Annotated in this window: 22 protein-coding genes; 15 read left to right on the top strand and 7 right to left on the bottom strand. The window is 65.5% G+C overall.

The window, feature by feature from the left end; translation table 11 throughout:
• Nucleotides 1-32: 32 nt before the first annotated feature.
• The 6 genes from pcaF (at nucleotide 33) to N2604_RS39010 (ending at nucleotide 6,785) form a co-directional block, all read left to right on the top strand.
• Nucleotides 33-1,241 carry a 3-oxoadipyl-CoA thiolase gene (gene pcaF / locus N2604_RS39035; protein ID WP_260373208.1) on the top strand — a complete coding sequence of 403 codons (1,209 nt, stop codon included), beginning with the start codon at nucleotides 33-35 and terminating at the stop codon, nucleotides 1,239-1,241.
• Between the two features lie 138 nt (nucleotides 1,242-1,379).
• Complete coding sequence (locus tag N2604_RS39030; RefSeq protein WP_260373207.1) at nucleotides 1,380-2,273, top strand: dioxygenase; 894 nt, start codon at nucleotides 1,380-1,382, stop codon at nucleotides 2,271-2,273.
• A gap of 122 nt (nucleotides 2,274-2,395) precedes the next feature.
• Nucleotides 2,396-3,097, top strand: a complete 702-nt coding sequence (gene pcaH / locus N2604_RS39025; RefSeq protein ID WP_260373206.1) for a protocatechuate 3,4-dioxygenase subunit beta — start codon at nucleotides 2,396-2,398, stop codon at nucleotides 3,095-3,097.
• Nucleotide 3,098: 1 nt separating this feature from the next.
• Nucleotides 3,099-3,701, top strand: coding sequence for a protocatechuate 3,4-dioxygenase subunit alpha (gene pcaG / locus N2604_RS39020; protein WP_260373205.1), 603 nt, complete (start codon nucleotides 3,099-3,101; stop codon nucleotides 3,699-3,701).
• Between the two features lie 260 nt (nucleotides 3,702-3,961).
• Entirely contained in the window at nucleotides 3,962-5,650 is a 1,689-nt protein-coding gene (locus N2604_RS39015; protein WP_260373204.1) for a methyl-accepting chemotaxis protein, read from the top strand.
• A 70-nt stretch (nucleotides 5,651-5,720) separates the two neighbouring features.
• The gene (locus N2604_RS39010) at nucleotides 5,721-6,785 is read left to right on the top strand and encodes an ecdysteroid 22-kinase family protein (RefSeq protein ID WP_260373203.1); all 1,065 of its coding nucleotides are present in this window, start codon (nucleotides 5,721-5,723) and stop codon (nucleotides 6,783-6,785) included.
• Between the two features lie 200 nt (nucleotides 6,786-6,985).
• Here the strand turns inward: N2604_RS39010 and N2604_RS39005 are convergent, their stop codons facing one another.
• From N2604_RS39005 to N2604_RS38995, 3 genes are read right to left on the bottom strand one after another with little or no spacing between them, the layout of a single operon-like run.
• Entirely contained in the window at nucleotides 6,986-8,542 is a 1,557-nt protein-coding gene (locus tag N2604_RS39005; RefSeq protein ID WP_260373202.1) for an MDR family MFS transporter, read from the bottom strand.
• 35 nt (nucleotides 8,543-8,577) lie between these two features.
• On the bottom strand, nucleotides 8,578-9,741 hold the full coding sequence (locus N2604_RS39000; RefSeq protein WP_260373201.1) for an HlyD family secretion protein: 1,164 nt from the start codon (nucleotides 9,739-9,741) through the stop codon (nucleotides 8,578-8,580).
• Nucleotides 9,734-10,216: a MarR family winged helix-turn-helix transcriptional regulator gene (locus N2604_RS38995; RefSeq protein WP_260373200.1), complete on the bottom strand. Its 483-nt coding sequence runs from the start codon at nucleotides 10,214-10,216 to the stop codon at nucleotides 9,734-9,736. Before N2604_RS38995 ends, N2604_RS39000 begins: the two co-directional genes overlap by 8 nt.
• Nucleotides 10,217-10,372: 156 nt before the next feature.
• Between N2604_RS38995 and N2604_RS38990 the strand changes: the two genes are divergently transcribed.
• The 5 genes from N2604_RS38990 to N2604_RS38970 all read left to right on the top strand — a co-directional run bounded on the left by N2604_RS38990 (nucleotide 10,373) and on the right by N2604_RS38970 (nucleotide 15,376).
• The gene (locus tag N2604_RS38990; RefSeq protein WP_260373199.1) at nucleotides 10,373-10,867 is read left to right on the top strand and encodes a Fur family transcriptional regulator; all 495 of its coding nucleotides are present in this window, start codon (nucleotides 10,373-10,375) and stop codon (nucleotides 10,865-10,867) included.
• A gap of 36 nt (nucleotides 10,868-10,903) precedes the next feature.
• Nucleotides 10,904-11,857, top strand: coding sequence for a DMT family transporter (locus tag N2604_RS38985; protein ID WP_260373198.1), 954 nt, complete (start codon nucleotides 10,904-10,906; stop codon nucleotides 11,855-11,857).
• 13 nt (nucleotides 11,858-11,870) lie between these two features.
• Entirely contained in the window at nucleotides 11,871-13,154 is a 1,284-nt protein-coding gene (ispG, locus tag N2604_RS38980; protein WP_260373197.1) for a flavodoxin-dependent (E)-4-hydroxy-3-methylbut-2-enyl-diphosphate synthase, read from the top strand.
• 285 nt (nucleotides 13,155-13,439) lie between these two features.
• A complete protein-coding gene (locus N2604_RS38975) occupies nucleotides 13,440-14,336 on the top strand; it encodes a TauD/TfdA family dioxygenase (protein ID WP_260373196.1) in 897 nt (298 codons plus the stop codon).
• A gap of 224 nt (nucleotides 14,337-14,560) precedes the next feature.
• Nucleotides 14,561-15,376 carry an N-acetylmuramoyl-L-alanine amidase gene (locus N2604_RS38970; RefSeq protein ID WP_260373195.1) on the top strand — a complete coding sequence of 272 codons (816 nt, stop codon included), beginning with the start codon at nucleotides 14,561-14,563 and terminating at the stop codon, nucleotides 15,374-15,376.
• 29 nt (nucleotides 15,377-15,405) lie between these two features.
• Here the strand turns inward: N2604_RS38970 and N2604_RS38965 are convergent, their stop codons facing one another.
• From N2604_RS38965 to N2604_RS38955, 3 genes are all read right to left on the bottom strand, one after another.
• A complete protein-coding gene (locus N2604_RS38965) occupies nucleotides 15,406-17,013 on the bottom strand; it encodes a Na+/H+ antiporter (RefSeq protein WP_260373194.1) in 1,608 nt (535 codons plus the stop codon).
• Nucleotides 17,014-17,060: 47 nt separating this feature from the next.
• Nucleotides 17,061-17,918: a class A beta-lactamase gene (gene bla, locus N2604_RS38960; protein ID WP_260373193.1), complete on the bottom strand. Its 858-nt coding sequence runs from the start codon at nucleotides 17,916-17,918 to the stop codon at nucleotides 17,061-17,063.
• Nucleotides 17,919-18,141: 223 nt separating this feature from the next.
• Nucleotides 18,142-18,516 carry a nuclear transport factor 2 family protein gene (locus N2604_RS38955; protein WP_260373192.1) on the bottom strand — a complete coding sequence of 125 codons (375 nt, stop codon included), beginning with the start codon at nucleotides 18,514-18,516 and terminating at the stop codon, nucleotides 18,142-18,144.
• Between the two features lie 94 nt (nucleotides 18,517-18,610).
• Here N2604_RS38955 and N2604_RS38950 point away from each other — a divergent pair, with 94 nt between their 5' ends.
• Both N2604_RS38950 and N2604_RS38945 read left to right on the top strand, forming a co-directional pair.
• On the top strand, nucleotides 18,611-19,039 hold the full coding sequence (locus tag N2604_RS38950; RefSeq protein ID WP_260376394.1) for a GFA family protein: 429 nt from the start codon (nucleotides 18,611-18,613) through the stop codon (nucleotides 19,037-19,039).
• A 181-nt stretch (nucleotides 19,040-19,220) separates the two neighbouring features.
• Nucleotides 19,221-21,014: a caspase family protein gene (locus N2604_RS38945; RefSeq protein WP_260373191.1), complete on the top strand. Its 1,794-nt coding sequence runs from the start codon at nucleotides 19,221-19,223 to the stop codon at nucleotides 21,012-21,014.
• 29 nt (nucleotides 21,015-21,043) lie between these two features.
• Here the strand turns inward: N2604_RS38945 and N2604_RS38940 are convergent, their stop codons facing one another.
• On the bottom strand, nucleotides 21,044-21,967 hold the full coding sequence (locus N2604_RS38940; protein WP_260373190.1) for a polyprenyl synthetase family protein: 924 nt from the start codon (nucleotides 21,965-21,967) through the stop codon (nucleotides 21,044-21,046).
• 161 nt (nucleotides 21,968-22,128) lie between these two features.
• Here N2604_RS38940 and mtgA point away from each other — a divergent pair, with 161 nt between their 5' ends.
• Nucleotides 22,129-22,803 carry a monofunctional biosynthetic peptidoglycan transglycosylase gene (gene mtgA, locus N2604_RS38935; protein ID WP_260373189.1) on the top strand — a complete coding sequence of 225 codons (675 nt, stop codon included), beginning with the start codon at nucleotides 22,129-22,131 and terminating at the stop codon, nucleotides 22,801-22,803.
• Between the two features lie 169 nt (nucleotides 22,804-22,972).
• On the top strand, nucleotides 22,973-23,155 hold the full coding sequence (rpmF, locus tag N2604_RS38930) for a 50S ribosomal protein L32 (protein WP_007598106.1): 183 nt from the start codon (nucleotides 22,973-22,975) through the stop codon (nucleotides 23,153-23,155).
• The last annotated feature ends 37 nt before the right edge of the window (nucleotides 23,156-23,192 follow it).

Here is a 23,192-nt window from a genome sequence, read left to right as displayed (position 1 = left end):
TGGCCGGATCGCGGCATTCAGGGAGAACAACGATGCGTGACGTCTTTATCTGCGATGCCGTGCGGACCCCGATCGGCCGTTTCGGCGGCTCGCTCGCCAAGGTGCGCGCCGACGATCTCGCCGCCGCCCCGATCAAGGCACTGATGGCCAAGCATCCCAATCTCGACTGGGCGCAGGTGGACGAAGTCTTCTTCGGCTGCGCCAACCAGGCCGGCGAGGACAATCGCAACGTCGCGCGCATGGCGCTGCTGCTGGCGGGCCTGCCGGATTCGGTTCCCGGGCAGACCCTGAACCGGCTTTGTGCCTCGGGCCTCGATGCGGTCGGCGCCGCGGGCCGCGCCATCCGTTCGGGCGAGATCGAGCTTGCGATTGCCGGCGGCGTCGAGTCGATGACCCGCGCGCCCTTCGTGATGGGCAAGGCGCAGGAGGCCTTCTCGCGCTCGGCCGAGATCTTCGACACCACGATCGGCTGGCGCTTCATCAATCCGCTGCTGAAGGCGCAGTACGGCGTCGATGCGATGCCGGAGACCGGCGAGAACGTCGCGGAGGAGTTCCAGGTCTCGCGCGCCGACCAGGACGCCTTCGCCATCCGCTCGCAGCAGCGCGCCGGTGCTGCGATCGCGGCGGGCTATTTCGCGGAAGAAATCACGCCCATCACCATTCCTGGCGGCAAGGCCGGCCCTGTTATGGTCGACAAGGACGAGCATCCGCGTCCCGAGACCACGCTGGAAGGTCTGGCCAAGCTGAAGCCGATCGTGCGCAATCCCGGCACCGTCACGGCCGGCAACGCCTCCGGCGTCAATGACGGCGCCGCCGCCATGATCCTGGCCTCGGAAGCCGCGGTGAAGAAGCACGGCCTGACGCCGCGCGCGCGCATCCTCGGCCTCGCCTCGGCCGGCGTGCCGCCGCGTATCATGGGCATCGGCCCGGTGCCGGCGACTCGCAAGCTGATGGAACGTCTCGGCAAGAAGATCAGCGATTTCGACCTGATCGAGCTCAACGAAGCTTTCGCCTCGCAGGGCATCGCCTGCATGCGCCAGCTCGGCGTCGCCGATGACGCCGATTTCGTCAATCCGCACGGCGGCGCCATCGCGCTCGGCCATCCGCTCGGCATGAGCGGTGCCCGCCTCGCGCTCACTGCCGTGCACGGCATGGAGAAGCGCGGCGGCAAGCTCGCGCTCGCCACCATGTGCGTCGGCGTCGGCCAGGGCGTCGCCGTTGCGATCGAAAAGCTGAATTGACGGGACGCTGCGCGTCTCGTCATCCCGGGGCAGCCCGAGAGGGCTGAGCCCGGGATCTCGAGATTCCGGGTCTGGTCCTTCGGACCATCCCGGGATGACAGTGTTGGAGTTACGCGGGTCGCTTCAAGGGACCGTCTGATGATCATCGAGCGCGAGAAGGACGTCACGGCCGCGGCGCTGGCGGTGATGGAGCGGACATCCGATCCGCGGCTGCGCCAGATCATGGTCTCCCTGGTCAAGCATTTGCACGCCTTCGTCCGCGATGTCAGGCTGACCGAGAAGGAGTTCCGCGATGCCACCGCGATCGTGGCCGAGCTCGGCAAGCTGACCACCGACACGCATAACGAAGTCGTGCTGATGGCGGGGTCGCTCGGCGTCTCCTCGCTGGTGTGCCTGCTCAACAATGGCGATCAAGGCAATACGGAGACCGATCAATCATTGCTCGGGCCGTTCTGGCGGTTGAATTCGCCCCGGGTCGAGAATGGTGGATCGATCGTGCGCTCGGAGACACCGGGGGCCACGCTGTTCGTCAGCGGCCGCGTCACTGGCAAGGATGGCCAGCCAGTCGCGGGTGCCGAGGTCGATGTCTGGCACGCCTCGCCGGTCGGCCTCTACGAGAACCAGGACCCCGAGCAGGCCGACATGAACCTGCGCGGCAAGTTCACGACCGATTCCGACGGGCGCTTTTCCTTCCGCTCGGTGATGATGGTCGGCTATCCCATTCCGACCGATGGTGTCGTCGGCCGCCTGCTCGAGGCGCAGGGCCGCCATCCCTATCGTCCCGCGCATCTGCACGCCCTGATCTTCAAGCCAGGATTCAAGGTGCTGATCTCGCAGGTGTATGATCCGAGCGACCCCCATATCGACAGCGACGTGCAGTTCGGTGTGACACAGGCGCTGATCGGCAAGTTCGTGCGCCACGATACGCCACATCCGACGGCGAAGGACGCCTCCGTGCCTTGGTATTCGCTCGACCATAGCTACCGGCTCGAGGCCGGAGAGGCCGTGCTGCCGCGTGCGCCGATCAGGTAGAAGCGGCCGGCTGCCATGCGCGGAAGCGCCGCTAAACCGGCTTTCGCAAATTAGTTATATCCTATAATGATTGGCGGAAGCGTTGACCGGCCGGACCACAATGGCCGGGGAGGAGTTCGCCAATGACATTCATCTATCCCACCGGCAGCAACGCGGCGCATCCGCTGCCGCTGTCGCCCGACTACAAGAGCTCGATCAAGCGTGCGCCGAACAAACCCTTGATCCCGATGCCCCATACGCTGTCGGAGCTGACCGGGCCGGTCTACGGCCACGAGACCGTGCGCGAGGGCGACAACGATCTCACCCGGCAGCACGCGGGCGAGCCGCTCGGCGAGCGCATCATCGTGCATGGCCATGTGCGCGACGAGGACGGCCGCGGCGTACCGAACTCGCTCGTCGAGATCTGGCAGGCCAATTCCTGCGGCCGCTATGTCCACGTCCGCGATCAGCACCCGGCGCCGCTGGATCCGAATTTCACCGGCGCGGGCCGCACCGTGAGCGATGCGTCCGGCTATTATCGCTTCGTCACCATCAAGCCCGGCGCCTATCCCTGGGGCAATCACCACAACGCCTGGCGCCCCGCCCACATCCATCTCTCGGTGTTCGGCTATTCCTTCGTCACGCGGCTCGTGACGCAGATGTACTTCCCGGCCGATCCCTTGTTCCCGTTCGATCCGATCTTCAACTCGGTGCCGGACGAGAAGGCGCGGGCGCGGATGGTTTCCTCGTTCGACTTGGAGAATACCCAGCCCGAATGGGCGTTGTGCTACCGCTTTGACATCGTGCTGCGCGGCAAGAACGCCACGCCCATGGAGAACCACTAACGTGCAGGATTCTGTGAAGCCCGACGGGATCACCCCATCCCAGACCGTCGGTCCGTTCTTCAAATACGGACTGACGCCGACCGGCGAGTACGCGTGGAACGACGCATTCACCAACTCGACACTGACACCCGATGTCACCGGCGATCGCGTTCGCATCGAGGGCCGTGTCTTCGACGGCGACGGCGTTGCCGTGCCCGATTGCATGCTGGAGATCTGGCAGGCGGATGCTCAAGGGCGTTTCGCCGATCCGCAGGACAAGCGCGCACTGCCCAATGCCAGCTTCCGCGGCTTCGCCCGCTGCGGCACCGACAAGGACGGCAATTATTCCTTCGAGACCATCAAGCCGGGCGCGGTGCCGGATCCCGTTGGCAAGCCGCAGGCGCCGCACATCCTGGTTGCGGTGTTTGGCCGCGGCATGCTCAGGCATCTCTACACCCGCATCTATTTCAGCGACGAGGCCGGCAACGCCGCCGATCCCGTGCTGGCGCTGGTACCGGCTGACCGACGGGCCACGCTCACTGCGGTCCGCGAGGCCGGCAAGCCGGTCTACCGGCTCGACCTGCACCTGCAGGGCGACAACGAGACGGTGTTCTTCGACGTGTGAAGGCAAGGCGTGCCGGGGAGGCCTGCCCTCGGCACGCATATCTCATTCCGCGCATCGGAGCCGGCGCTGCGTTGCCCATCAGACTCAAACGTTCTTTTTGCGCGTTGTGCGTCAGCCTCGCTGACTCAATACCGATGACTTGACGTCCAATTCCCGTACTTATGCGGGGGTCGTGAAATACAATTCCCGCGCGAATCAATCCCGTATTTACCGTATTGGTCTAGGGTGGCGGCAGTTTCGACGCCGACCTGGATTGTTTCATGAAATTACGTCTGTCCTTGTCCTCTGCGATCGTCGCGTTTGGGATCGTTCTCGCCATTGGTTTTGCCGCTTTGGTTTCGACCAGCCTGTACGCCTTGAAAGAGCTCAAGGTCGGCGGTCCGCTCTATTCCGACATCAAGCTCGGCAACGACCTCATCGCCGACATCCTGCCGCCGCCGGAATATGTCATCGAAGCCTATCTCGAGGGGACGCTGGCGATGCGCGAGCCGGACCAGCTGGCCGCCCATGGCGAGCGCCTGGTCCAGCTCCGCAAGGATTACGACGAGCGCAAGGCGTTCTGGGTCTCGTCCAGCCTCTCGGCCGACCTCAAGACCGCGCTGGTGTCGAAATCCGATGCGGAGGTGCAGAAATTCTGGCAGGCGTCGGATCAGCTCCTGGCGGCGCTCAAGGCGAAGGACATTGCGGCTTCCGAGCGCGCCTATGCGCAGCTCAAGGACGCCTACACCGCGCATCGCGCCGTCATCGACAGCATCGTCGACAGTGCCAACAAGCAGAATACAGCGATGGAGAAGCTGGCCGCGGACCGCGACAGCGCGATGCTCTATATCCTCCTCGGCGTCTCCATTGCCGTCCTCGCCTTCGTGACCGTCGGCCTGCTGGGTGTTGCCCTCGGCGTGGTGCGCCCGATCGTGCGCATGACGGACACAATGCAGAAGCTCGCGACCGGCGATCTCGGCGCCGACATTCCGTTCGCGCAGCGCCGGGACGAGGTCGGCTCGATGGCGGGCGCGCTTGTGGTGTTCAAGCAGGCGGCGGTCGAGAATTCCCGTTTGCGCGAGGAGCAGTTGCGGCAGGAGCAGGCGGCGGCGTTCGCAAAGCGCTCCGCCCTGCACCAGATGGCGGAAACGGTCGAGCGCGAGACCGGCCACTCGGTCGATACCGCGACTGCGGCGACGCAGGGCGTGGAGCAAGCCGCCTCCGGCCTGTCGGAGATCGCAAAGTCGCTCTCTGCGCAGTCGCAGGCGGTCGCGGCGGCCTCGACGCAGGCGCTCGGCAGCTCGCAAGCCGTCTCGGCTGCGGCCGAAGAATTGAGCGCCTCGATCCGCGAGATCGCGGGCCAGGTCGCGCGGACCAGCACCGTCACCAAATCGGCGGTCGCCGGCCGCGAGCAGGCGCGTTCGACCATTCAGGCGCTGGCCGGATCGGTGAAGAAGATCGCGGAGGTTTCCGACCTCATCGGCGGCATTGCGGGCCAGACCAACCTCCTCGCTCTCAACGCGACGATCGAGGCGGCGCGCGCCGGCGAAGCCGGCCGCGGCTTCGCCGTGGTTGCCGCCGAAGTGAAATCCCTGTCCGACCAGACCGCAAAATCCACCGAGGAGATCGGGCGGCTGATTGCCGAGATCCAGGCCTCGACGCAGGCCGCGGTCGACGCCGTCGAGGCCATGGGAAGCCACATCGTCGAGATCGATGGCGTGGCGACCTCGGTTGCCGCCGCGATGGAAGAGCAGGATGCCGCGACCCGGGAGATCACGCGGTCGATTTCCGAATCGGCCTCCGCCGCACAGGAGGTCTCGGCCAAGATCGGCGACGTCAGCCGCGATGCCGCCTCCGTCAATGCGCGCGCCGCGGATGTGAGGCAGGCGATCGCCGGGATGGCGGCCAATCTCGAGCAGCTGCGTTCGGTCGTCGTGCGGACCGTGCGCGACTCGACCGCCGCAGCCTGAGCCGGCGGCAGCCGCTGGTGCCCGGGCACGTGATCGTGCAGTATGGCGCGGGACAGGGGCATCGTGGTTCATGACATCTCCACAATTGCCGGCGGTCGTTGAGCCCGCCCGACTGACGGCCGCGCTGCGCAAGGCGGGTGCGCTCGACGCCGGTGCCGTGCGCGAAGCGAAGGTGCTGCATAAGCGCGACACCGTGGTGTCACATATCGTCAGGCTCGGCCTGCGCTATGTCGGCGAATCCGCCGGTGCTCCGCAGTCGCTGATCCTCAAGACTCCCAATGTCGCTTTCGCCAAGCGCCTCGCCAATGGCGGTCGGCGCGAGGTGGACTATTACACGCAGCTGGTGCCGCAGATGCCGCCGGGACTCGTGCCGCGCTGCTTTGACGGGCATTTCGACGAGGACAGCCTCGCCTGGCATCTGTTGCTGGAGGATCTGACCGACAGCCACGAGATCGCGACGGCCTGGCCGGTGCCGCCGTCGCGCGAGCAGACGTTTGCCATTGTTACCATGCTGGCACGCTGGCATGCGGCCTGGTGGGACCATCCGAGCCTCGGCGACACCGTCGGCACCTGGGCGAGCGCGGAGGACAGCGCAGAGCGCATGGAGACATTCGCGGGGCATTATGATCGCTTTGCCGATCTTCTCGGCGATCGCCTCAGCGAAGAGCGGCGGATTATCTACCGTCGGCTCATCGATCAGTCGGAGCGGCTGTCCCAGCGTTACCATTCACGCCGCCACCTCAGCATCACGCATGGCGATGCCCACGTCTGGAATTTCCTGCTGCCGCGCGCGGGCGTCGCTGACACCGTGCGCATCTTCGATTTCGATCTTTGGAGCATCAACGTTCCGACGCACGACCTCGCCTACATGATGGCGATGCATTGGTATCCGGAACGACGGCAGGCGCTCGAACGGCTGCTGCTCAATCTCTACCACGACGCGCTGATCGAGAGCGGCATCACCGGCTACACCCGCGGCGCGCTCGATCGCGACTACCGCTGGGCAGTGCTCTGGCAGATCACGCGGCCGGTCTGGCAGTGGAGCATCAGCATCCCGCCGCTGATCTGGTGGAACAATCTGGAGCGGGTGTTTGCGGCCGTGGACGATTTGGGCTGCGAGGAGCTGTTGGGGTAGGCGGCGCTACAATGCCGATGTCGTCCCGGACAAGCGCGCCCAAAGCGCGCGCCGATCCGGGACCCATACTCCCGGAATGCAGTCGTGTTGCGAAAGTGATAACTCCGGGTGCCCGAAACCACATCTGCTGGTGGCTATGGGTCTCGGATCGGCGCTGACGCTTGTCCGGGACGACAGCGGAGATTGTCGATCGAGCGCGTCTACTCCATCACCGCATGCTCCGGCCCCGCCGCCTGCTTGCGCAGCGTCGCCTTGGTCGAGCCGATCAACAGGGCGAGCGGGATGGTGCAGAGGATGAAGAGCATCACCAGCTGGTAGTCGTGCGCGAAGGCGATGATCTGCGCCTGCACGCTGACCATCCGGTCGGCCATGGCGCGGCCGGCGTCGGTGGACAGATTGATCAGGCCGCTGACACCAGGCATCTGTAGCGCGTGATTGAACGGGTTGACGTGCTCGGAGAGGATCGCATAGGTCCGCCGCGTGCCCTGCGACAGCTCGGCGATGACGACGGAAATGCCGACCGAGCTCGCGACGTTGCGCATCAGGGTCAGCATCGCGGTGCCGTCGGTGCGCAGCTCGTTCGACAGCGTCAGGAACGCCACGGTCGAGAGCGGCACGAAGACGAGGCCGAAGCCAAAACCCTGGATGACGCTGACGGTGACGATCTCCGGCACCTGCGTCAGGTCGGTCCAGCCGGTCATCTGGAACAGCGAGCCCGCCGTCAGCGTCAGGCCGGAGATGATCAGCGTGCGCGCCTCGACGTAGCGCATCATGCGGCCGACCAGCATCATGGCGAGGAAAGTGCCGATGCCGCGGGTCGCCAGCAGCAGGCCGGCGGGGATGATGGGATAGCCGATCACGTTCTGCATGTAGGGCGAGGCCAGCGCCATGGTCGAGAACAGGACGAGCCCCATCACGATCATGAACAGGCAGCCGGTGACGAAGTTGCGGTCCCGGAACAGGGCGAAGCGGATGAACGGGGTCGAGGTCGTGAAGGAATGCGCGAGGAAGAAGTAGAACGCGACGGCCGAGACGATGAGCTCGGCGAGGATCTCGTTCGATTCCAGCCAGCCCAATTGCTCGCCGCGGTCGAGCGCGAGCTGCAGCGCGCCGATCGCCACCGCCAGCGCGGCGAAACCGAACCAGTCGAATCTGAGGCTGAGGTTCTTCTCGGTCTCGTCCATGAACACGATCAGCCCGAGCACGGTGATCGCGCCGAACGGCAGATTGACGAAGAACACCCAGTGCCAGGAATAGGTTTCGGTGAGCCAGGCCCCGAGTGAGGGGCCCATGATCGGGCCCATCATCACGCCCATGCCCCAGATCGACATCGCCTTGGCACGCTCCTGGAGCGTGTAATAGTCGAGCATGACCGATTGCGACAGCGGCACCAGGGCGGCGCCGAACACGCCTTGCAGCAGGCGGAACAGCACCATCTGGTTGATGTCCTGCGCAAGGCCGCACAGCACCGACGCCATGGTGAACCCGGCCGCGCAGATCACGAAGATGCGCTTGCGGCCGAAGCGGTTGGCGATCCAGCCCACCGGCGCCGTCATGATCGCGGCGGCGACGATGTAGGAGGTCAGCACCCAGTTGATCTGGTCCTGCGAGGCCGACAACGTGCCCTGCATGTAGGGCAGCGCGACGTTGGCGATGGTGGTGTCCAGCGCCTGCATGATGGTCGCGGTCATGGCGCAGATCGTCACCATGTTCCGGCGCAGGCCGGGGACCATCAGGCTGGCATTGGGGCCGGACATCGGATCGGTCCTTGGTCTTTTTCTTGATCTTTGGCCTAGTCTTTATCCTGGCCCGCGGTCGCCGACAGCCCGAGCAGGCCGGCAAGCGAGCGCCGATGGCCGGTGTCGATGGTGGCGTAGACGCTCATGCCGGCTTTCAGCTTCCGCACGTGTTTGTCGGTCTCGTCGAAGTAGATGCGGATCGGTACGCGCTGCACCACCTTGACGAAATTGCCGGTGGCATTTTGCGGCGGCAGGATTGCGAATTGCGCGCCGGTGCCGGGCGAGAGCGAGCCGATCTTGCCCTTGAAGACATGGTTCGGGAACGCGTCGACCTCGAGCGTGACCGCCTGGCCTTCGGTGACATAGGTGAGGTCGCTCTCCTTCGGATTGGCATCGACCCAGGGATGGGCGACGTCGATGATGGAGAACACGGCCGTGCCGGCAGCGACGTAGCGGCCGAGCTGGATCTGCTCGACCTGCGTCGCCACGCCGCCCATCGGGGCGCGCACTACGGCGTGGTCGAGGTTGCGCTCGGCATTTTCGAGCTTCGACTTGGCCTGGGCGTAAGGCGGGAATTTCTCCAGCGGCAGGTCGGCGTCGCCGAGCAGCTGCGTCTTGGCCGTGGAAAGTTGCTGCTTCACGTACTGCGCGATCGAGCCCGAGGTGACCAGCGCGTTCGAGGCGTTGTCGAGGTCGAGCTGCGAGCCGAAACTGTTCTTCACCAGCGCCTGCTTGCGCTCGACGTCGCGCTGCTTCAGCTCCACGCCCTGCTGCGCAAGATTGAGCATGTCGCCATAAATCTTGATGTTGGCGCGGAGATTGTCATAGGTCGTCTGCGCCTGCATGACCTGCGCCCTCGCCTCGTCCACCGCGAGGCGGAACGGCACGGGATCGATCTCGAACAGCACATCGCCCTGCTTGACGACCTGACCCTCCCTGACGACGACCTGCTCGATCTTGCCGGAGATGTCGGGCGTCACCAGCACCTTCTGTGCGCCGACATAGGCGTCGTCGGTGCCGACATAGCGGCCGCCGTTCAGATAGAAGGTGAGGCCGCCGACGGCGACCACGATGGGCAGCACGACCAGGAGCAGGAATCGGCGATAGCGGCGCAGGCCCGCCAGCAGGCGGCGGCGCGGATCGGTGCCGGCCTTCTTGGTCGGCTTGCCGCCGTCGCTCTTCTGCTCGGGCTGGAACTTGATGACCTGATCAGCCATAGCGCTGCTCCTTGCGTGCTTGCTCCGCGCCGGACGTCTGGATCGCGGTTCGCACGTTTTCCTTGATGGTTTCGAGTTGGGTGAGGAGGCGGTGCGCATCCGCCGGATTGATGCCGTCGAGCGCGTTAGCCGTCAGTTCCGACCTCAGGCCGCTCATGCGGCCGAGCAATTGCCGCCCGGCTTTCTTGAGGTGCAGGCGCTTGACCCGGCGGTCCGAAGCGTCGCTGCGGCGCTCGATCCAGTCGTTGTCGCAGAGCTTGTCGATCAGGCGCGTCAGCGTGATCGGCTGCATCTCCATGAGCTCGGCGAGCTCCGACTGCTTCATGCCCTCGCTGCGCTCCACCTTGGCCAGCACCGCCCATTGCGCCCGAGTGATGCCGAAGCGCGACGCCTCCTTGTCGGCATAGACGCGCAAGAGGCGGTAGAGCTCACCGAGCGTGAACAGGAAATTCTGGTCGACCGACCCCCGGGTCATGAGCTTCGTCTCCAATAAGCTTGGATATAATAAGCAAGCTTACGATTATTTTCACGGCCCCGTCGCGCGGTGCTGTCCCGCGGGAGGAGCATGGCTGGCAGCCGGGTGGCTCGTCGTGCTTTGGGTTCCCCCGCCGAAATGCTAGAAGACGGGTACATGAGCCTCGCAAAGCCGGCATTCCCCGCGCCTGACCATGATCACGGCCGCTGCACCGCGGACGCGCTCGCGCATGCCGAGGTGGTCTGCGAGCAGCGCGCGCAGAAATTCACGCCGATCCGCCGCCAGGTGCTGGGTGCTTTGCTCTCCAGTCACCGTCCGCTCGGCGCCTACGAGATCATCGACGAGCTTGCCAAGTCCATGGCGCGGCCGGCGCCGATCACGGTCTATCGCGCTCTCGATTTCCTGATGGCCAACGGCCTCGTGCACCGAATCGAAAGCCGCAATGCCTATCTCGCCTGCGCCGCTCACGACCACGATGCGACCTCCGCGGTGGCGTTCCTGATCTGCGAGCGCTGCGGCCTGGTCGGCGAGATCCCCTCGGCGTCCTTCGCCAAGGACCTCAACGCCGCCGCGCGCAGCTCAGGCTTCGCACCAAAGCTGTCTGTGGTGGAGATCACGGGCGTCTGCACCCATTGTCAGAAAATGTCTTGAAGCAACAACGGCGCAAAGCCGGATTTTTGGGAAGAAATGTCCGCACCTCAAGCCATACCGTCCGCCGGTCGTCCCCTCAGTGCCGGCGCCATCGCCCTGATGCTCATGCTGTGCCTGACCTGGGGATTCAACCAGATCGCGGTGAAGCTGGTGCTGCCGGACATTCCGCCCATGCTCCAGGCCACCATCCGCTCGATGGGCGCGCTGCCGGTGCTGTTCCTCATCGGCACCCTTCGCGGCGTCAAATTCTTCGAACGTGACGGCACCTGGAAGCCCGGCCTGATCGCCGGGCTGATGTTCGGCATCGAATTCGTGCTGATCTTCCAAGGGCTGCGTCTCACCTCTGCTTCCCGTGCGGTGGTCTTCCTCTACACGGCGCCGTTCTTCGTTGCGCTCGGCTCCTATCAGGTGCTCGGCGAGCGTCTCGGCGGCTCGCAATGGCTGGGCCTCGCCATCAGCTTTGCCGGCGTGGCGCTTGCGATCGGCGTGCCTCAGCCCAATGTCGATTCGCAGGTTCTGCTCGGCGATCTCCTGATCGTCGGGGGTGCCGCGCTGTGGGCCGCGACGACGCTGGTTGCCAAGGGCACACGGCTGCGCTTCGCCGCGCCCGAGAAGGCGCTGGGATATCAGGTCGCGACCTCGGTCCCGATCCTGGGGCTGGCGGCCTGGCTGTTCGGCGAATCGATCACGCACATGCCGGCTCCGCTCTCGCTCGGCCTGATGGCTTTCCAGGCGATCTGGGTGGTGGGAACCACGTTCACGCTTTGGTTCGCGCTGGTGAAGGCCTATTCGGCCAGCAAATTGTCCGCTTTTACCTTCATCACCCCTTTGTTTGGCGTGGTGGGTAGCTATTTCATCATGCACGACACCCTCAGCCTGACATTCGGGGCCGCAGCGGTCCTTGTAATTGCTGGGCTTTTTCTGGTTAACCGTCCCAGCCAAACGGCTGCGGCGCCGCGCGATGCATTGCTGAACGTCACCAAAACCTGATATTTGGACCGCCATGAACAAGCTCGAAAATCCTCTCGATTCAGATATCGCGGGCCCGGCGCCCCGGCATCGGACCACCCAGGTCAAGGTTGGCAACGTCGCCGTTGGTGGCGGTGCGCCGATCGTCGTGCAGTCGATGACCAACACCGACACCGCCGATGTCGACAGCACCATCGCCCAGGTCGCAGCGCTCGCGCGCGCCGGCTCCGAAATGGTCCGCATCACCGTGGACCGCGAGGAGGCCGCGGCCGCCGTTCCGCACATCCGCGACGGCCTCGCCAAGCGCGGCATCACCACGCCGCTGATCGGCGACTTCCACTATATCGGTCACAAGCTGCTCGCGGCCTATCCGGCCTGCGCCGAGGCGCTGGCCAAATACCGCATCAATCCCGGCAATGTCGGCTTCAAGGACAAGCGCGACACCCAGTTCGCCGACATCATCGAGATCGCGAACAAGAACAACAAGCCGGTGCGCATCGGCGCCAATTGGGGCTCGCTCGACCAGGAGCTCTTGACCAAGCTGATGGACGAGAACGCCGCCTCGCCGAACCCGCGCGACGTGCGCGCGGTGACGCGCGAGGCCATGGTGCAGTCGGCGCTGCTCTCGGCCGCGCGCGCCGAAGAGCTCGGCATGCCCAAGGACCGCATCATCCTCTCCGCAAAGGTCTCGGCGGTGCAGGATCTGATAGCGGTCTACCAGGATCTTGCGGCGCGTTCGGACTACGCCATCCATCTCGGCCTCACCGAAGCCGGCATGGGCTCGAAGGGCATCGTGGCGTCCTCGGCCGCGCTCGGCATCCTCTTGCAGCAGGGCATCGGCGACACCATCCGCATTTCGCTGACGCCCGAGCCCGGCGGCGACCGCACCCGCGAGGTGCAGGTCGGCCAGGAGCTGTTGCAGACCATGGGCTTCCGCACCTTCGTGCCGCTGGTTGCGGCCTGCCCCGGCTGCGGCCGCACCACCTCGACCACGTTCCAGGAGCTGGCCCGCTCGATCCAGGATTTCATCCGCGACGAGATGCCGACCTGGAAGACGAAATATCCCGGCGTCGAGGAGCTCAACGTCGCGGTGATGGGCTGCATCGTCAACGGCCCCGGCGAATCCAAGCACGCCAATATCGGCATCTCGCTGCCCGGCACCGGTGAAGCGCCGGCCGCGCCCGTCTTCGTCGACGGCAAGAAGTTCCGCACGCTGCGCGGCCCGACCATCTCCGCCGACTTCAAGGCGCTGGTGATCGACTACATCGACCAGCGCTACGGCCAGGGCGCCAAGGTGCCGGCGCCTGCGGCGGAGTAGTTTTACTCCGCTCACGCTCCACACACGTCCGTCGTCCCGGACAAGCGCGCCTCAAGCGCGCGCCGATCCGGGACCCATGACCACCGGGCTTTGTGGTTATGTCGGGCCGTCACTCCGAATCTTCGCCAAACCTGATCCTGTGGTTATGGGTCCTCAGATGCGCAATGCGCATCATAGCTCGCGCTCCGCGCGCCCCGGGACGACGAGCTGAGTTTGCGGTGCAGGTTGCACATCCATCACTGCGCGCTACCATGCTTCCAATCAAGAACGATCGGGAGACACGCCATGAGCTCACTCGCCGGCAAGCAGGGCCCGCGCTATCGCCACACCGCTGAAGACGGTGCGCCGTACGAGACCATCGCCGTCGAAAAGCTCACCCCCATCATCGGCGCGGAAATCTCCGGCGTCGATATCGGCAAGCTCGTCTCCGACGATGCCCGCTCCAACCGGCAGATGGACGAGATCCATCGCGCGCTCGCCGAGAACCTCGTCATCTTCTTCCGTGACCAGCACATCACGCCACAGCAGCATCTCGCCTTCGGCCGCAAGTTCGGCGAGCTGCATTTTCATCCCGCAGCTCCCCACGAGGACGAAGACCCGGCCCTGATGAAGATCTATGCGGACAAGAACTCGCCGCGCGCCAATGGCGAGGGCTGGCACTCCGACGTGTCCTGCGATCTCGAGCCGCCGATGGGCTCGATCCTCTACATCAAGCAATGCCCGCCGCGCGGCGGCGATACGCTGTTCGCCAACATGTACGCGGCCTATGAGGCGCTCTCGGAGCGTATGAAGGCCTATCTGGATGGCTTGACGGCGCTGCACGATGGCGAGCCGATCTATCGCGGGCTCTATGCCAATTATGGCGTCGCCGATCGTCCCTCTTATCCACATGCCGAGCATCCCGTCGTGCGCACGCATCCGGTCACCGGCAGGAAAGCGCTCTACGTCAACCGCGGCTTCACTCGCCACATCAACGGCATCCCGCGCGACGAGAGCGACGCGATGCTCGCCTATCTTTATCAGCACGCCGAAAACCCGCTGTTCCAGTGCCGCTTCCGCTGGACCGAGAACGCCATCGCCTTCTGGGACAACCGCTGCACCCAGCACCGCGCGATGTGGGACTACTGGCCGCACACACGCTCGGGCACGCGCGTGACGGTGAAGGGAGAGCGGCCGGTTTGATCCCTCTCGTGCCCCGGACGCAGCGCAGCATGCAGTGATAAGCCGCTGAGCCGCGTCCGATTCTCGCACCAAGCTGGGTCCCGGCTCTGCGTCGCGTCATTCGATGCCGCGCCGCGTCCGGGACACGAACCGTTCTCGCGTTGACGTCCTCGCGCGGCCGCGCCAATCTTCCCGAAACCAAATCGCGGGTCCGTCGCCCGCGGATCACGGCAGCGGAGCAGCGCTTGGGGCAACCGCGGAGCATCATCGCCGGGCTGGTCGCGTCGATCCTGCTGTCGTCGCTCGTCCTCGTCGATGCAGTCGACGCTGCTGCTGTGCGAAAGATTGCAAGACCCAGGCCGAAGCCGTTGTCCGCACCAGCCAAATGCGACATACCTAAATTCCGGATCGTCGTGGATGTCGGCCACACGCCGGACTCCTACGGTGCGTTGAGCGCCCGCAATGATCCGGAGTTCGGCTTCAACTTCCGCCTCGCACGGCTCATCACGGCCAAGCTGAAATCCGAGGGCTTTGCCGCAACCCGCCTGCTCGTCACGGACGGCAAGGCACGGCCGAGCCTGTTCAAGCGCGTCGGTGCTGCGAACGAAGGCCGCGCCGATCTGTTCCTGTCGGTCCATCATGATTCGGTGCCGGACAAGCTGCTCGAGACCTGGGAATTCGACGGCGCAAAGAGCAATTTCAGCGATCGTTTTTCGGGCCACTCGCTGTTCGTGTCGCAGCAGAATCCGCACTTTGCCACCAGCCTGATGCTGGCCCGCATGATCGGCAAGCAGCTGAAGGAGCAGGGCCTGCACTATGCCAGCCAGTACACCCTGCCGGTGATGGGCCGATACCGGCGCCAGCTGCTCGACAAGGATGTCGGCGTCTACCGCTATGACGGGCTGGTCGTGCTGTCGCGCACGCGGAGCGCCGCCGTGCTGCTCGAGGCCGGCTCGATCATCAATCGCGACGAGGAAATGGAGATGAACTCGCCGGAGCGGCAGGATGCCGTCGCGGGCGCCGTTGCGGGAGCACTGAGGGAGTTTTGCGAGAAGCGGTAGCTGGCCCGGTGGCTCGCAATGACAAAACGCTACAGCGGTCCGCCCCGATACTCCCTATTCGCCAGGCTCGCCTCCTCCAGGTCCAGATCGCGTTCGATCCGCCGCCGCGTCTCGTCGGTGATCTGGCCGTCGCGCAGGAGGTTGTGGATGAATTTGCGCTCGGCGGCGATCAGGTCGCGGGTCAGAGCGGTGCCGGCGGCGGAGATGTCGTGGTGGTTGGGATCGAGCGAGTCCGGGAGCTGGTTGACGCGGATGTCGTGGCGGGCGCGCAGCAGCCGCATCACCTCGTCGGAAACGCCCTTTGCCGCAGTGAGCGCGTCGAGTGATTTCAGCGCGGCCTCCAGCGCCTGACGGCGCGCGGCGATCTCGGCTTCGTGCTCGGCGGCATGCTCGTAACGACCGGCTTCGGCGACGCCGAGCCAACGCACGACCCGCGGCAGCGTCAGGCCGACCCCGATCAGCGTCACGAAGATGACACCGAAGGCGACGAACAGGATCAGGTCGCGATACGGAAACGCCTCCCCATCCGGCAGCGCGAACGGCAGCGCCAGCGCGGCGGCCAGCGACACCGCGCCGCGCACGCCGGTGAAAGCGAGCACGAACGGCCATTGCCATGGCGGCGACGGATCTTGCTCGCGGAGCGACCTGGACAGCATTCGCGGCAGATAGGTCGCGGGATAGAGCCAGGCAAAACGCGCGATCACGACGATCACCAGGACCAATGCGGTTGCGATGAGAATGTCGTCGAGCGGAAAAGTCTTCGATTTCTCGTAGAGGGCGCGCATCTGGAAGCCGGTGAGCAGGAACAGCATGCCCTCGATCAGGTAGATCACGAGGTCCCAGAAGAAGATGCCTTGCAGGCGCGTCGCCGAGGAGATCAGCAACGGGCCGTTCCAGCTGACATAGAGCCCGCAGGCGACGGTTGCGATCACGCCGGAGCCGCCGACATGCTCGGGCAGCCAGTAGGAGACATAGGGCGTGATCAGCGACAGCGTCAGCTCGACCTGCGGATCTCCGGACCATTTGCGGAAGCGCAAGGAGAGCCAGCCGACGCCGATGCCGAAGGCGATCTCGCCAGCGACGATGAGGAGGAATTCACCGGCCGCGAGCGGCAGTGAGAAGTGCCCGACCATGATCGCGGCGAGCGCGAAGCGGTAGAGGATCAGTGCGGTGGCGTCATTGGCGAGACCTTCGCCCTCGAGCACGACCAGGATGCGGCGCGGCATGTTCAGCCGGCGCGCGATCGCGAGTGGCGCCACCACGTCGGGCGGCGCGACGATGGCCCCGAGCAGGAAGCCGACGGTCCAGGGCAGGCCGATCATGTAGTGCGTGGCGGCCGCCACCATCGCCGTGGTGAAGATCACCGCGCCGACCGCGAGCAGCACGATCGGACGCAGGTTTTTCTTGAACTCGCGCCAGCTCATCGCGACGCTTGCCGAGTAAATCAGTGGTGGCAGCACCACCAGCAGCACCAGCTCCGGCGGCAGCTCCACCGACGGCATGCCCGGCACGAAAGCGAGGCCGACGCCCGCCAGCATCAGCAGGATGGCAGGGGCGACGTTGAAGCGTCGTGCCGCCAGTGCCACGCCTGCCAGCACGGCCAACAGGATGAGAAAGGTTTGAAACTTCGCTTCCATGATGAGCCTGTCTTGACCCGGAAGCGACGGCTACGTCAATGCGCGGCTCACGCCAACCGTTCGGCCACCATCCGTCCAATCCGTGCGAACGCGGATGCGATCTGCGCCGCGCTCGGCGTGCCGCCCTGGGTATAGGCCGCGATCAGGATCGGCGTATCCGGCTTCGGCCAGGCCACCGCGATATCGCCCGAGGCGTCCTTGCCGTTGTTGCCGGTCTTGTCGCCGATCTTCCAGCCTGCGGGGAGTCCGCCACGCAGCCGGTTGGCGCCGGTCTTGCAGTTCACCATCCAGTCGGTGAGCAGGGCACGCGAGGTAAGCGACAGCGCCTCGCCCGTGACCAGTCGCCGCAAATTTCCCGCCATCGCCGCCGGCGTCGTGGTGTCCCGGGGATCGCCCGGCTGCGAGCGGTTGAGCTCGGGCTCGTTGTGGTCGAGCCGCGAGGTGGTATCGCCGAGCGACCGCCAGAATGCGGTCAGCGCGGCGGGGCCGCCGATCCGCGCCAGCAGCAGATTGGCGCAGGTGTTGTCGCTGAGCTCGACGATGGCCTTGCACATCTCGCCGACCGACATCTTGCCGGCCGCGAGATTTTCCCTCGCCACCGGCGCGTATTCCAGCAGATCCGCCTGGCCATAGGGGATCATGGCGGCGAGCTGCTCCTCGCCGCGATCGACCCGCGCCAGCACGTTAGCCGCGAGCGAAGCCTTGAATGTCGAGCACATCACGAACCGTTCGTCGGCGCGCCAGGCGAGCTTCTTGCCGGTCGCGAGGTTTTCGGCGTAGACCCCGATCCGGCCGCCACTCTCGCGCTCGTAGGATTCGAGTTCCGGCGGCGCGTCCGCGGCCAGAACGGGAGAGGCGGCCATCCAGCAGAGCGAGGCGAGCAGGGAGCGGCGATCGAGTAGCATCGTGATTTCCAGGCGAGCGGGGATGGGAGATGGAGCGTTCGCTTCATCCGCGTCGTCATTGCGAGGAGCGAAGCGACGAAGCAATCCAGTCCATCTCCTCGGAGGGATTCCGGATTGCTTCGTCGCAAGGGCTCCTCGCAATGACGCGGCGAGAGCTGCGCTCGCAATGACGGAGAATTGGATAGCGAGTGCGTCCGAATTCGGGCAGCGGAAGGTCTTGCCTTCACTCCTTCAGGTCGTACCGATAAGACTTCGACACGATCTGCCAGCCGTCGGCAAGCTTCATCGCCACCAGATAATCGGTGAAATAGCGCGGCGGCAGTTGGCAGCGCACCTTGATGAAGGCGGTCTTGTCGTCCGAACGGTCGATGGTGACGATGAAATCCTCGCGCGGCTTGCCTTCGGCCTTGGCGGAGGCGCGCTTGCGCACGCGGTCGAGCCAATCCGGCACGGTCAGAACCTGGAGCTCGCCCTTCTCGACCCAGCGCAGATCGGCGGAGGGATGGAAGATGGCGCCGAGCTTGTCGGCGTCGCCCTCGTAAAGTCCGTCAAAATAGGATTGCACGACGGCTTCGACGCTCGACCGGTCCTGGCTCATGGATCGTTCCTTTGCATGATGGCTTCGGGCCAACTTAGTCATACACGTCAAAATGCGCTATGGGTGTGTCAGCGATTTGCGCGAAGGCGTCACGATGACAGAATCAGAAAATTCGAACGCTCGCATCCTTGTCGGAGAATGCTATTGCCGCGCTGTGCGCTTCGAGGTGGCCGATGCGTTCTCATATGCGATGAACTGCCACTGCTCGAACTGCCGACGCACCACCGGCGCCGCCTTCAAGCCGTTCGCCGGCATCCGGCAGGACAGGCTCCGCATTGTCAGGGGTGGCGACCTCCGGATGATTTTCGGCGACGATACCACCCATGACGCGCATTGTGGCCGCTGCGGCTCGCTGCTCTATTCCCGGGTCCGGGAGGGACAGTGGGTCCATGTCGCCATGGGAACCCTGGTCGATGCCCCCTCGATCCGGCCGAGCGCCCATATTTTCGTGGGCTCGAAGGCGCCCTGGCATGAAATTACGGACGATCTGCCGCAATATCGGGAGCACATCGGGGTTGTCTGACGGAACCCGGTCCGCACCGCCGCTCGTCGGCGAACCGCGACAGCGCCGGCGCGACAAACAAAAGAGGCGTACGGCCTGTCGTCGGGACCCCCTTCGTGACCTCCATCACAAGCGTCGGCGGTGGATGTTGCTAAAGCGGTCCCAACGGGCCGAACGGCCCGGAACTATCGGAAGTCGTGTCATGCGCAGCTTGCTCAGACTTTGTCCGCTTCTCGTCGCGCTCGGCCTGATGTTCGGCGCCGGGCCTGCTCTTGCCGGAAAGCGCGTGGCGCTGGTGCTCGCCAATTCGGCCTATCAGCACGCGCCCTCGCTCGCCAATCCCGCCAATGACGGGTCGGTCATGGCCAAGACGCTGAAGGAGGCCGGCTTCGACGTCGTCGATTCCCGGCACGATCTGTCGGCGCTGGACACGCGGCGCGTGCTGCGCGACTTCGCCGACGCGACCCGCGATGCCGATATCGCCGTGGTCTACTACGCCGGCCACGGCATCGAGGTCGAGGGCTCGAACTATCTGATCCCGGTGGATGCCAAGCTCGAGCGCGACACCGACGTCTATGACGAGGCGCTCTCGCTCGACCGTGTCCTGGTCGCGGTCGAGCCTGCCAAGCAGTTGCGTCTGGTGATCCTCGATGCCTGCCGCGACAATCCGTTCAGCAAGAGGATGAAGCGCACGATTGCCTCGCGCGGCATCGGCCGCGGCCTCGCCCAGGTCGAGCCGACCAGCCCCAACACGCTGATCGCCTATTCGGCCAAGGCCGGCTTCACCGCGCAGGACGGCGACGGCGCCAACAGCCCGTTCACCATCGCGCTGTCGAAGCATCTGACGACGCCGGGCCTCGACGTCCGCCGCGCCTTCGGCTTCGTGCGCGACGACGTGCTGAAGTCGACCGGCAACAAGCAGGAGCCGTTCGTCTACGGCTCGCTCGGCGGCGAGGACGTGCCGCTGGTGCCGGTCAAGCTGGCGCCGGCAGCGCCCGTGGCCAATCCTCAGGCCGACATCCGCCGCGACTACGAGCTCGCGCTTCAGGTCGGCAATCGGCCGGCGTGGGAAGCCTTCCTCGCCCAGCATCCCGACGGTTTCTATGCGAGCCTCGCCAAGCTCCAGCTCGAGAAGATCGGCGCCGAGCAGGCGCATGCGGCGGCGATCGAGAAGGCCAAGCAGGCCGAGGCCGAGCGCGACCGCCTTGCTGCGCTCGGCGCGCAGAAGGATGCGCAAGCCAAGGCCGCGGCCGAGGCGAAGGCCGCCGAGCAGGCGCAGCTTGCCGCGCAGAAGGCCAAGGAGCAGGCGCAGCAGCAGGCGGCCGCCGCCGAGCAGCAGCGCGTCAACCTCGCCGCTACGGCGCCGAGCGCTGCGCCGGCCGCGAGCGCCGCCGGCACCAACGTCGCCTCGCTGACCCCGGCGATTGCGCCGGCCGATCTCAACCGCTCGGTGCAGAGCGAGCTCGGCCGCGTCGGCTGCTTCTCCGGGCAGGCCGACGGCAATTGGAATACGTCCTCGCAGCGGTCGCTGTCGCAGTTCAACCGCTATGCCGGCACCAAGCTCGACGTGAAGGTGGCGAGCACCGACGCGCTCGATGCGGTCAAGGCCAAGCCGTCGCGGGTCTGCCCGCTGGTCTGCGAGCACGGTTTCAAGGCCGAAGGCGACAAGTGCACCAGGATCGTTTGCGGCGACGGCCATGTTCTGAACGCCGACAATGAATGCGAGAAGAAGCGCGCCGCCAAGCCCGCGACAAAGCCCGCGACCTCGCGGCGCGACGATGGCGAGGATCGCCCTGCACGGCAGCGGCCGCAGGCCAGTGCTGCAGCGGGCGGCTACGGTGCAGCTGCGGCCGCTGGCACGGGCCGCGCCTCAGGCAGCAGCGGTCAGATTTTTTGTAACACTCTGCTTTGCCGGCCGGTCAAGCGCGGCTGCCACCTCGTTTATCGCGGGGGCGGCGGCCCCCACGTCGATGCCAATGCCGAGGTCTGCGACTGAAGGGGCACCGCTCCCCTGAACGCCTAAACTCAGTTCTTCCGCTCGGCCACGAAGCGCGCGGCGGCCTGCAGCACGGCGGCGCGGTCACCGAAGATCGAGACGGCGCTGTCGGCGCGCGCGAGCAGGTCGCGCACGCGCTGCTTGGCGCCTTCGATCCCGAGCTGGGTGACGAAGGTGGTCTTGCCGAGCGCGGCGTCGGCGCCGGCCGGCTTGCCGAGCGCGGCGGCATCGCCCTCGACGTCGAGCAGATCGTCGGCGATCTGGAAGGCTTCGCCGAGCGCGCGGCCGTAATCGTCGAGCGCCTGATATTCCGCCTTCGAGGCCTGGCCGAGAATTGCGCCGGCGATGCAGCCGTAGCGCAGCAGCGCGCCGGTCTTCATCTGCTGGATACGCGCGACGTCGATCGGCTCGTTGCCGCCGAAGCGGCCTTCGCCGGCAAGATCGAGGATCTGGCCGCCGACCATGCCGCCGATCCCGGCGCAGCGCGCCAGCGCGCGCGTCAAGAGCAGCCGCACATTGGAGTCGCGATGGACCTCGTCGCGGGTGATGATGTCGAAGGCGAGCGTCAGAAGGCCGTCGCCGGCGAGGATAGCGGTGGCGTCGTCGGTCTGCTTGTGCAGGGTGGGGCGGCCGCGGCGCAGGTCCGAATTGTCCATCGCCGGCAGGTCGTCATGGATCAGCGAATAGCAATGGATGCATTCGAGCGCGGCGCCCACGAGCAGGGCCGCCTCGCGCGGCACGCCGAACACGGCGGCGCTCTCCACCACCAGGAACGGCCGCAGGCGCTTGCCGCCGTTCAGGCTCGAATAGCGCATTGCGTCCATCAGTCGCTTGGGCCGGGCGATTTCGTCGTGCAGGATGTCGTCCGACAGCAGGCGCCCGAGCAGGGCTTCGGTGTCATCAGCGGTCTTGTCCAGACGTTTGGCGAAATCGGACGGGGACGTGCCGGTCATCAAGAGGGGCTCCAGAACTAAAATTCGGCGGGACAATCCTTTATGCGCCCGCCCCAGTCAATCGTTTGGAAGGCCTAAAAAGTGCTGGAAAAGGCCCGAATTATCACAGACTTAATGCTCCAGCCCGTGGCCGCTCTTTAGTTTGCACCGGAAAGGTCGATTTGCGCATCGTCAAAATCCTGCTGGTGGTGCTCGCGGTCGTGGTCCTCGCGCCCTATGTGATCGCGCCGTTCTACCGCGCCGGCCACCCTGTTTCGACGCCGATGGCCTGGCGCAGCTTGCGCGGCGCGCCGATGCAGCGGGAGTGGATCGATCTGGCTGATATGTCGCCCTCTCTGCCGCGCGCGGTGGTGGCGGCCGAGGATGCCCATTTCTGCAAGCATCACGGCATCGATTGGGGCGCGCTGCGCGAGGCGATCGACGACGCCAGGGAGGACGGCACTGCCTTCCGGGGCGCCTCAACCATCACCCAGCAGGTCGCGAAGAACCTGTTCCTGTGGCAGGGGCGCGATTTCGTCCGCAAGGCGCTCGAATTCCCGCTGGCGCTTTGGATCGACCTCGTCCTGCCCAAGCAGCGGATTCTCGAAATCTACCTCAACATCGCCGAGCTCGGCCCGCAGGGGCAGTTCGGGGTTGAGGCGGCCAGCGCCTATGCCTTCGGCAAGTCGGCCGAAAGCCTCTCGCCCCGCGAGGCGGCACTTCTGGCCTCGGTCCTGCCGAATCCGGTCAAACGCAGCGCCCGGACCCCCGGACCGGGCGTCCGGCGGCTGGCAGCTACCTATATGGCGCGAGGGCAGGCGAGCTCGCTTGCGACCTGTTGGCGCGAAAATCGCTGATTTTTGGCCCGTTCCGGGCGTATTTTCCGGCCCAAGAGCCTAGCTTTACGGCCAGCCTTCCTCTATAAGCGCGGCCTTGATCGGCATTCAGCTCGCCTCGTATTGCGGGTGCTGAGCCGTCCCTTCGCGGACGATGCCCTGATGACACCAATCCCTAGAGGATATTGAAATGGCCGTTCCGAGAAGAAAAACCTCGCCGTCGCGCCGTGGCATGCGCCGCTCGGCGGACGCCATCAAGAAGCCGACCTATGTCGAAGACAAGGACTCCGGCGAGCTCCGTCGTCCGCACCATCTCGACCTCAAGACCGGCATGTACAAGGGCCGCCAGGTCCTGAAGAAGAAAGAGTCCTGACACCAGGATCTTTCCCGGGCGGGAGTTCGGACCCGCC

The sequence above is a fragment of the Bradyrhizobium sp. CB1015 genome (assembly GCF_025200925.1).
Classification (GTDB): Bacteria; Pseudomonadota; Alphaproteobacteria; order Rhizobiales; family Xanthobacteraceae; genus Bradyrhizobium.
This window is presented reverse-complemented; position numbering and strand designations above follow the sequence as displayed.

Excerpts from the sequence above, each read along its gene's own strand:
- pcaF (WP_260373208.1), top strand. The coding sequence starts at position 33 with ATGCGTGACGTCTTTATCTGCGATGCCGTGCGGACCCCGATCGGCCGT.
- N2604_RS39030 (WP_260373207.1), top strand. The coding sequence starts at position 1,380 with ATGATCATCGAGCGCGAGAAGGACGTCACGGCCGCGGCGCTGGCGGTG.
- pcaH (WP_260373206.1), top strand. The coding sequence starts at position 2,396 with ATGACATTCATCTATCCCACCGGCAGCAACGCGGCGCATCCGCTGCCG.
- N2604_RS39015 (WP_260373204.1), top strand. The coding sequence starts at position 3,962 with ATGAAATTACGTCTGTCCTTGTCCTCTGCGATCGTCGCGTTTGGGATC.
- N2604_RS39010 (WP_260373203.1), top strand. The coding sequence starts at position 5,721 with ATGACATCTCCACAATTGCCGGCGGTCGTTGAGCCCGCCCGACTGACG.
- N2604_RS39005 (WP_260373202.1), bottom strand. The coding sequence starts at position 8,542 with ATGTCCGGCCCCAATGCCAGCCTGATGGTCCCCGGCCTGCGCCGGAAC.
- N2604_RS39000 (WP_260373201.1), bottom strand. The coding sequence starts at position 9,741 with ATGGCTGATCAGGTCATCAAGTTCCAGCCCGAGCAGAAGAGCGACGGC.
- N2604_RS38995 (WP_260373200.1), bottom strand. The coding sequence starts at position 10,216 with ATGACCCGGGGGTCGGTCGACCAGAATTTCCTGTTCACGCTCGGTGAG.
- N2604_RS38990 (WP_260373199.1), top strand. The coding sequence starts at position 10,373 with ATGAGCCTCGCAAAGCCGGCATTCCCCGCGCCTGACCATGATCACGGC.
- N2604_RS38985 (WP_260373198.1), top strand. The coding sequence starts at position 10,904 with ATGTCCGCACCTCAAGCCATACCGTCCGCCGGTCGTCCCCTCAGTGCC.
- ispG (WP_260373197.1), top strand. The coding sequence starts at position 11,871 with ATGAACAAGCTCGAAAATCCTCTCGATTCAGATATCGCGGGCCCGGCG.
- N2604_RS38975 (WP_260373196.1), top strand. The coding sequence starts at position 13,440 with ATGAGCTCACTCGCCGGCAAGCAGGGCCCGCGCTATCGCCACACCGCT.
- N2604_RS38965 (WP_260373194.1), bottom strand. The coding sequence starts at position 17,013 with ATGGAAGCGAAGTTTCAAACCTTTCTCATCCTGTTGGCCGTGCTGGCA.
- bla (WP_260373193.1), bottom strand. The coding sequence starts at position 17,918 with ATGCTACTCGATCGCCGCTCCCTGCTCGCCTCGCTCTGCTGGATGGCC.
- N2604_RS38955 (WP_260373192.1), bottom strand. The coding sequence starts at position 18,516 with ATGAGCCAGGACCGGTCGAGCGTCGAAGCCGTCGTGCAATCCTATTTT.
- N2604_RS38950 (WP_260376394.1), top strand. The coding sequence starts at position 18,611 with ATGACAGAATCAGAAAATTCGAACGCTCGCATCCTTGTCGGAGAATGC.
- N2604_RS38945 (WP_260373191.1), top strand. The coding sequence starts at position 19,221 with ATGCGCAGCTTGCTCAGACTTTGTCCGCTTCTCGTCGCGCTCGGCCTG.
- N2604_RS38940 (WP_260373190.1), bottom strand. The coding sequence starts at position 21,967 with ATGACCGGCACGTCCCCGTCCGATTTCGCCAAACGTCTGGACAAGACC.
- rpmF (WP_007598106.1), top strand. The coding sequence starts at position 22,973 with ATGGCCGTTCCGAGAAGAAAAACCTCGCCGTCGCGCCGTGGCATGCGC.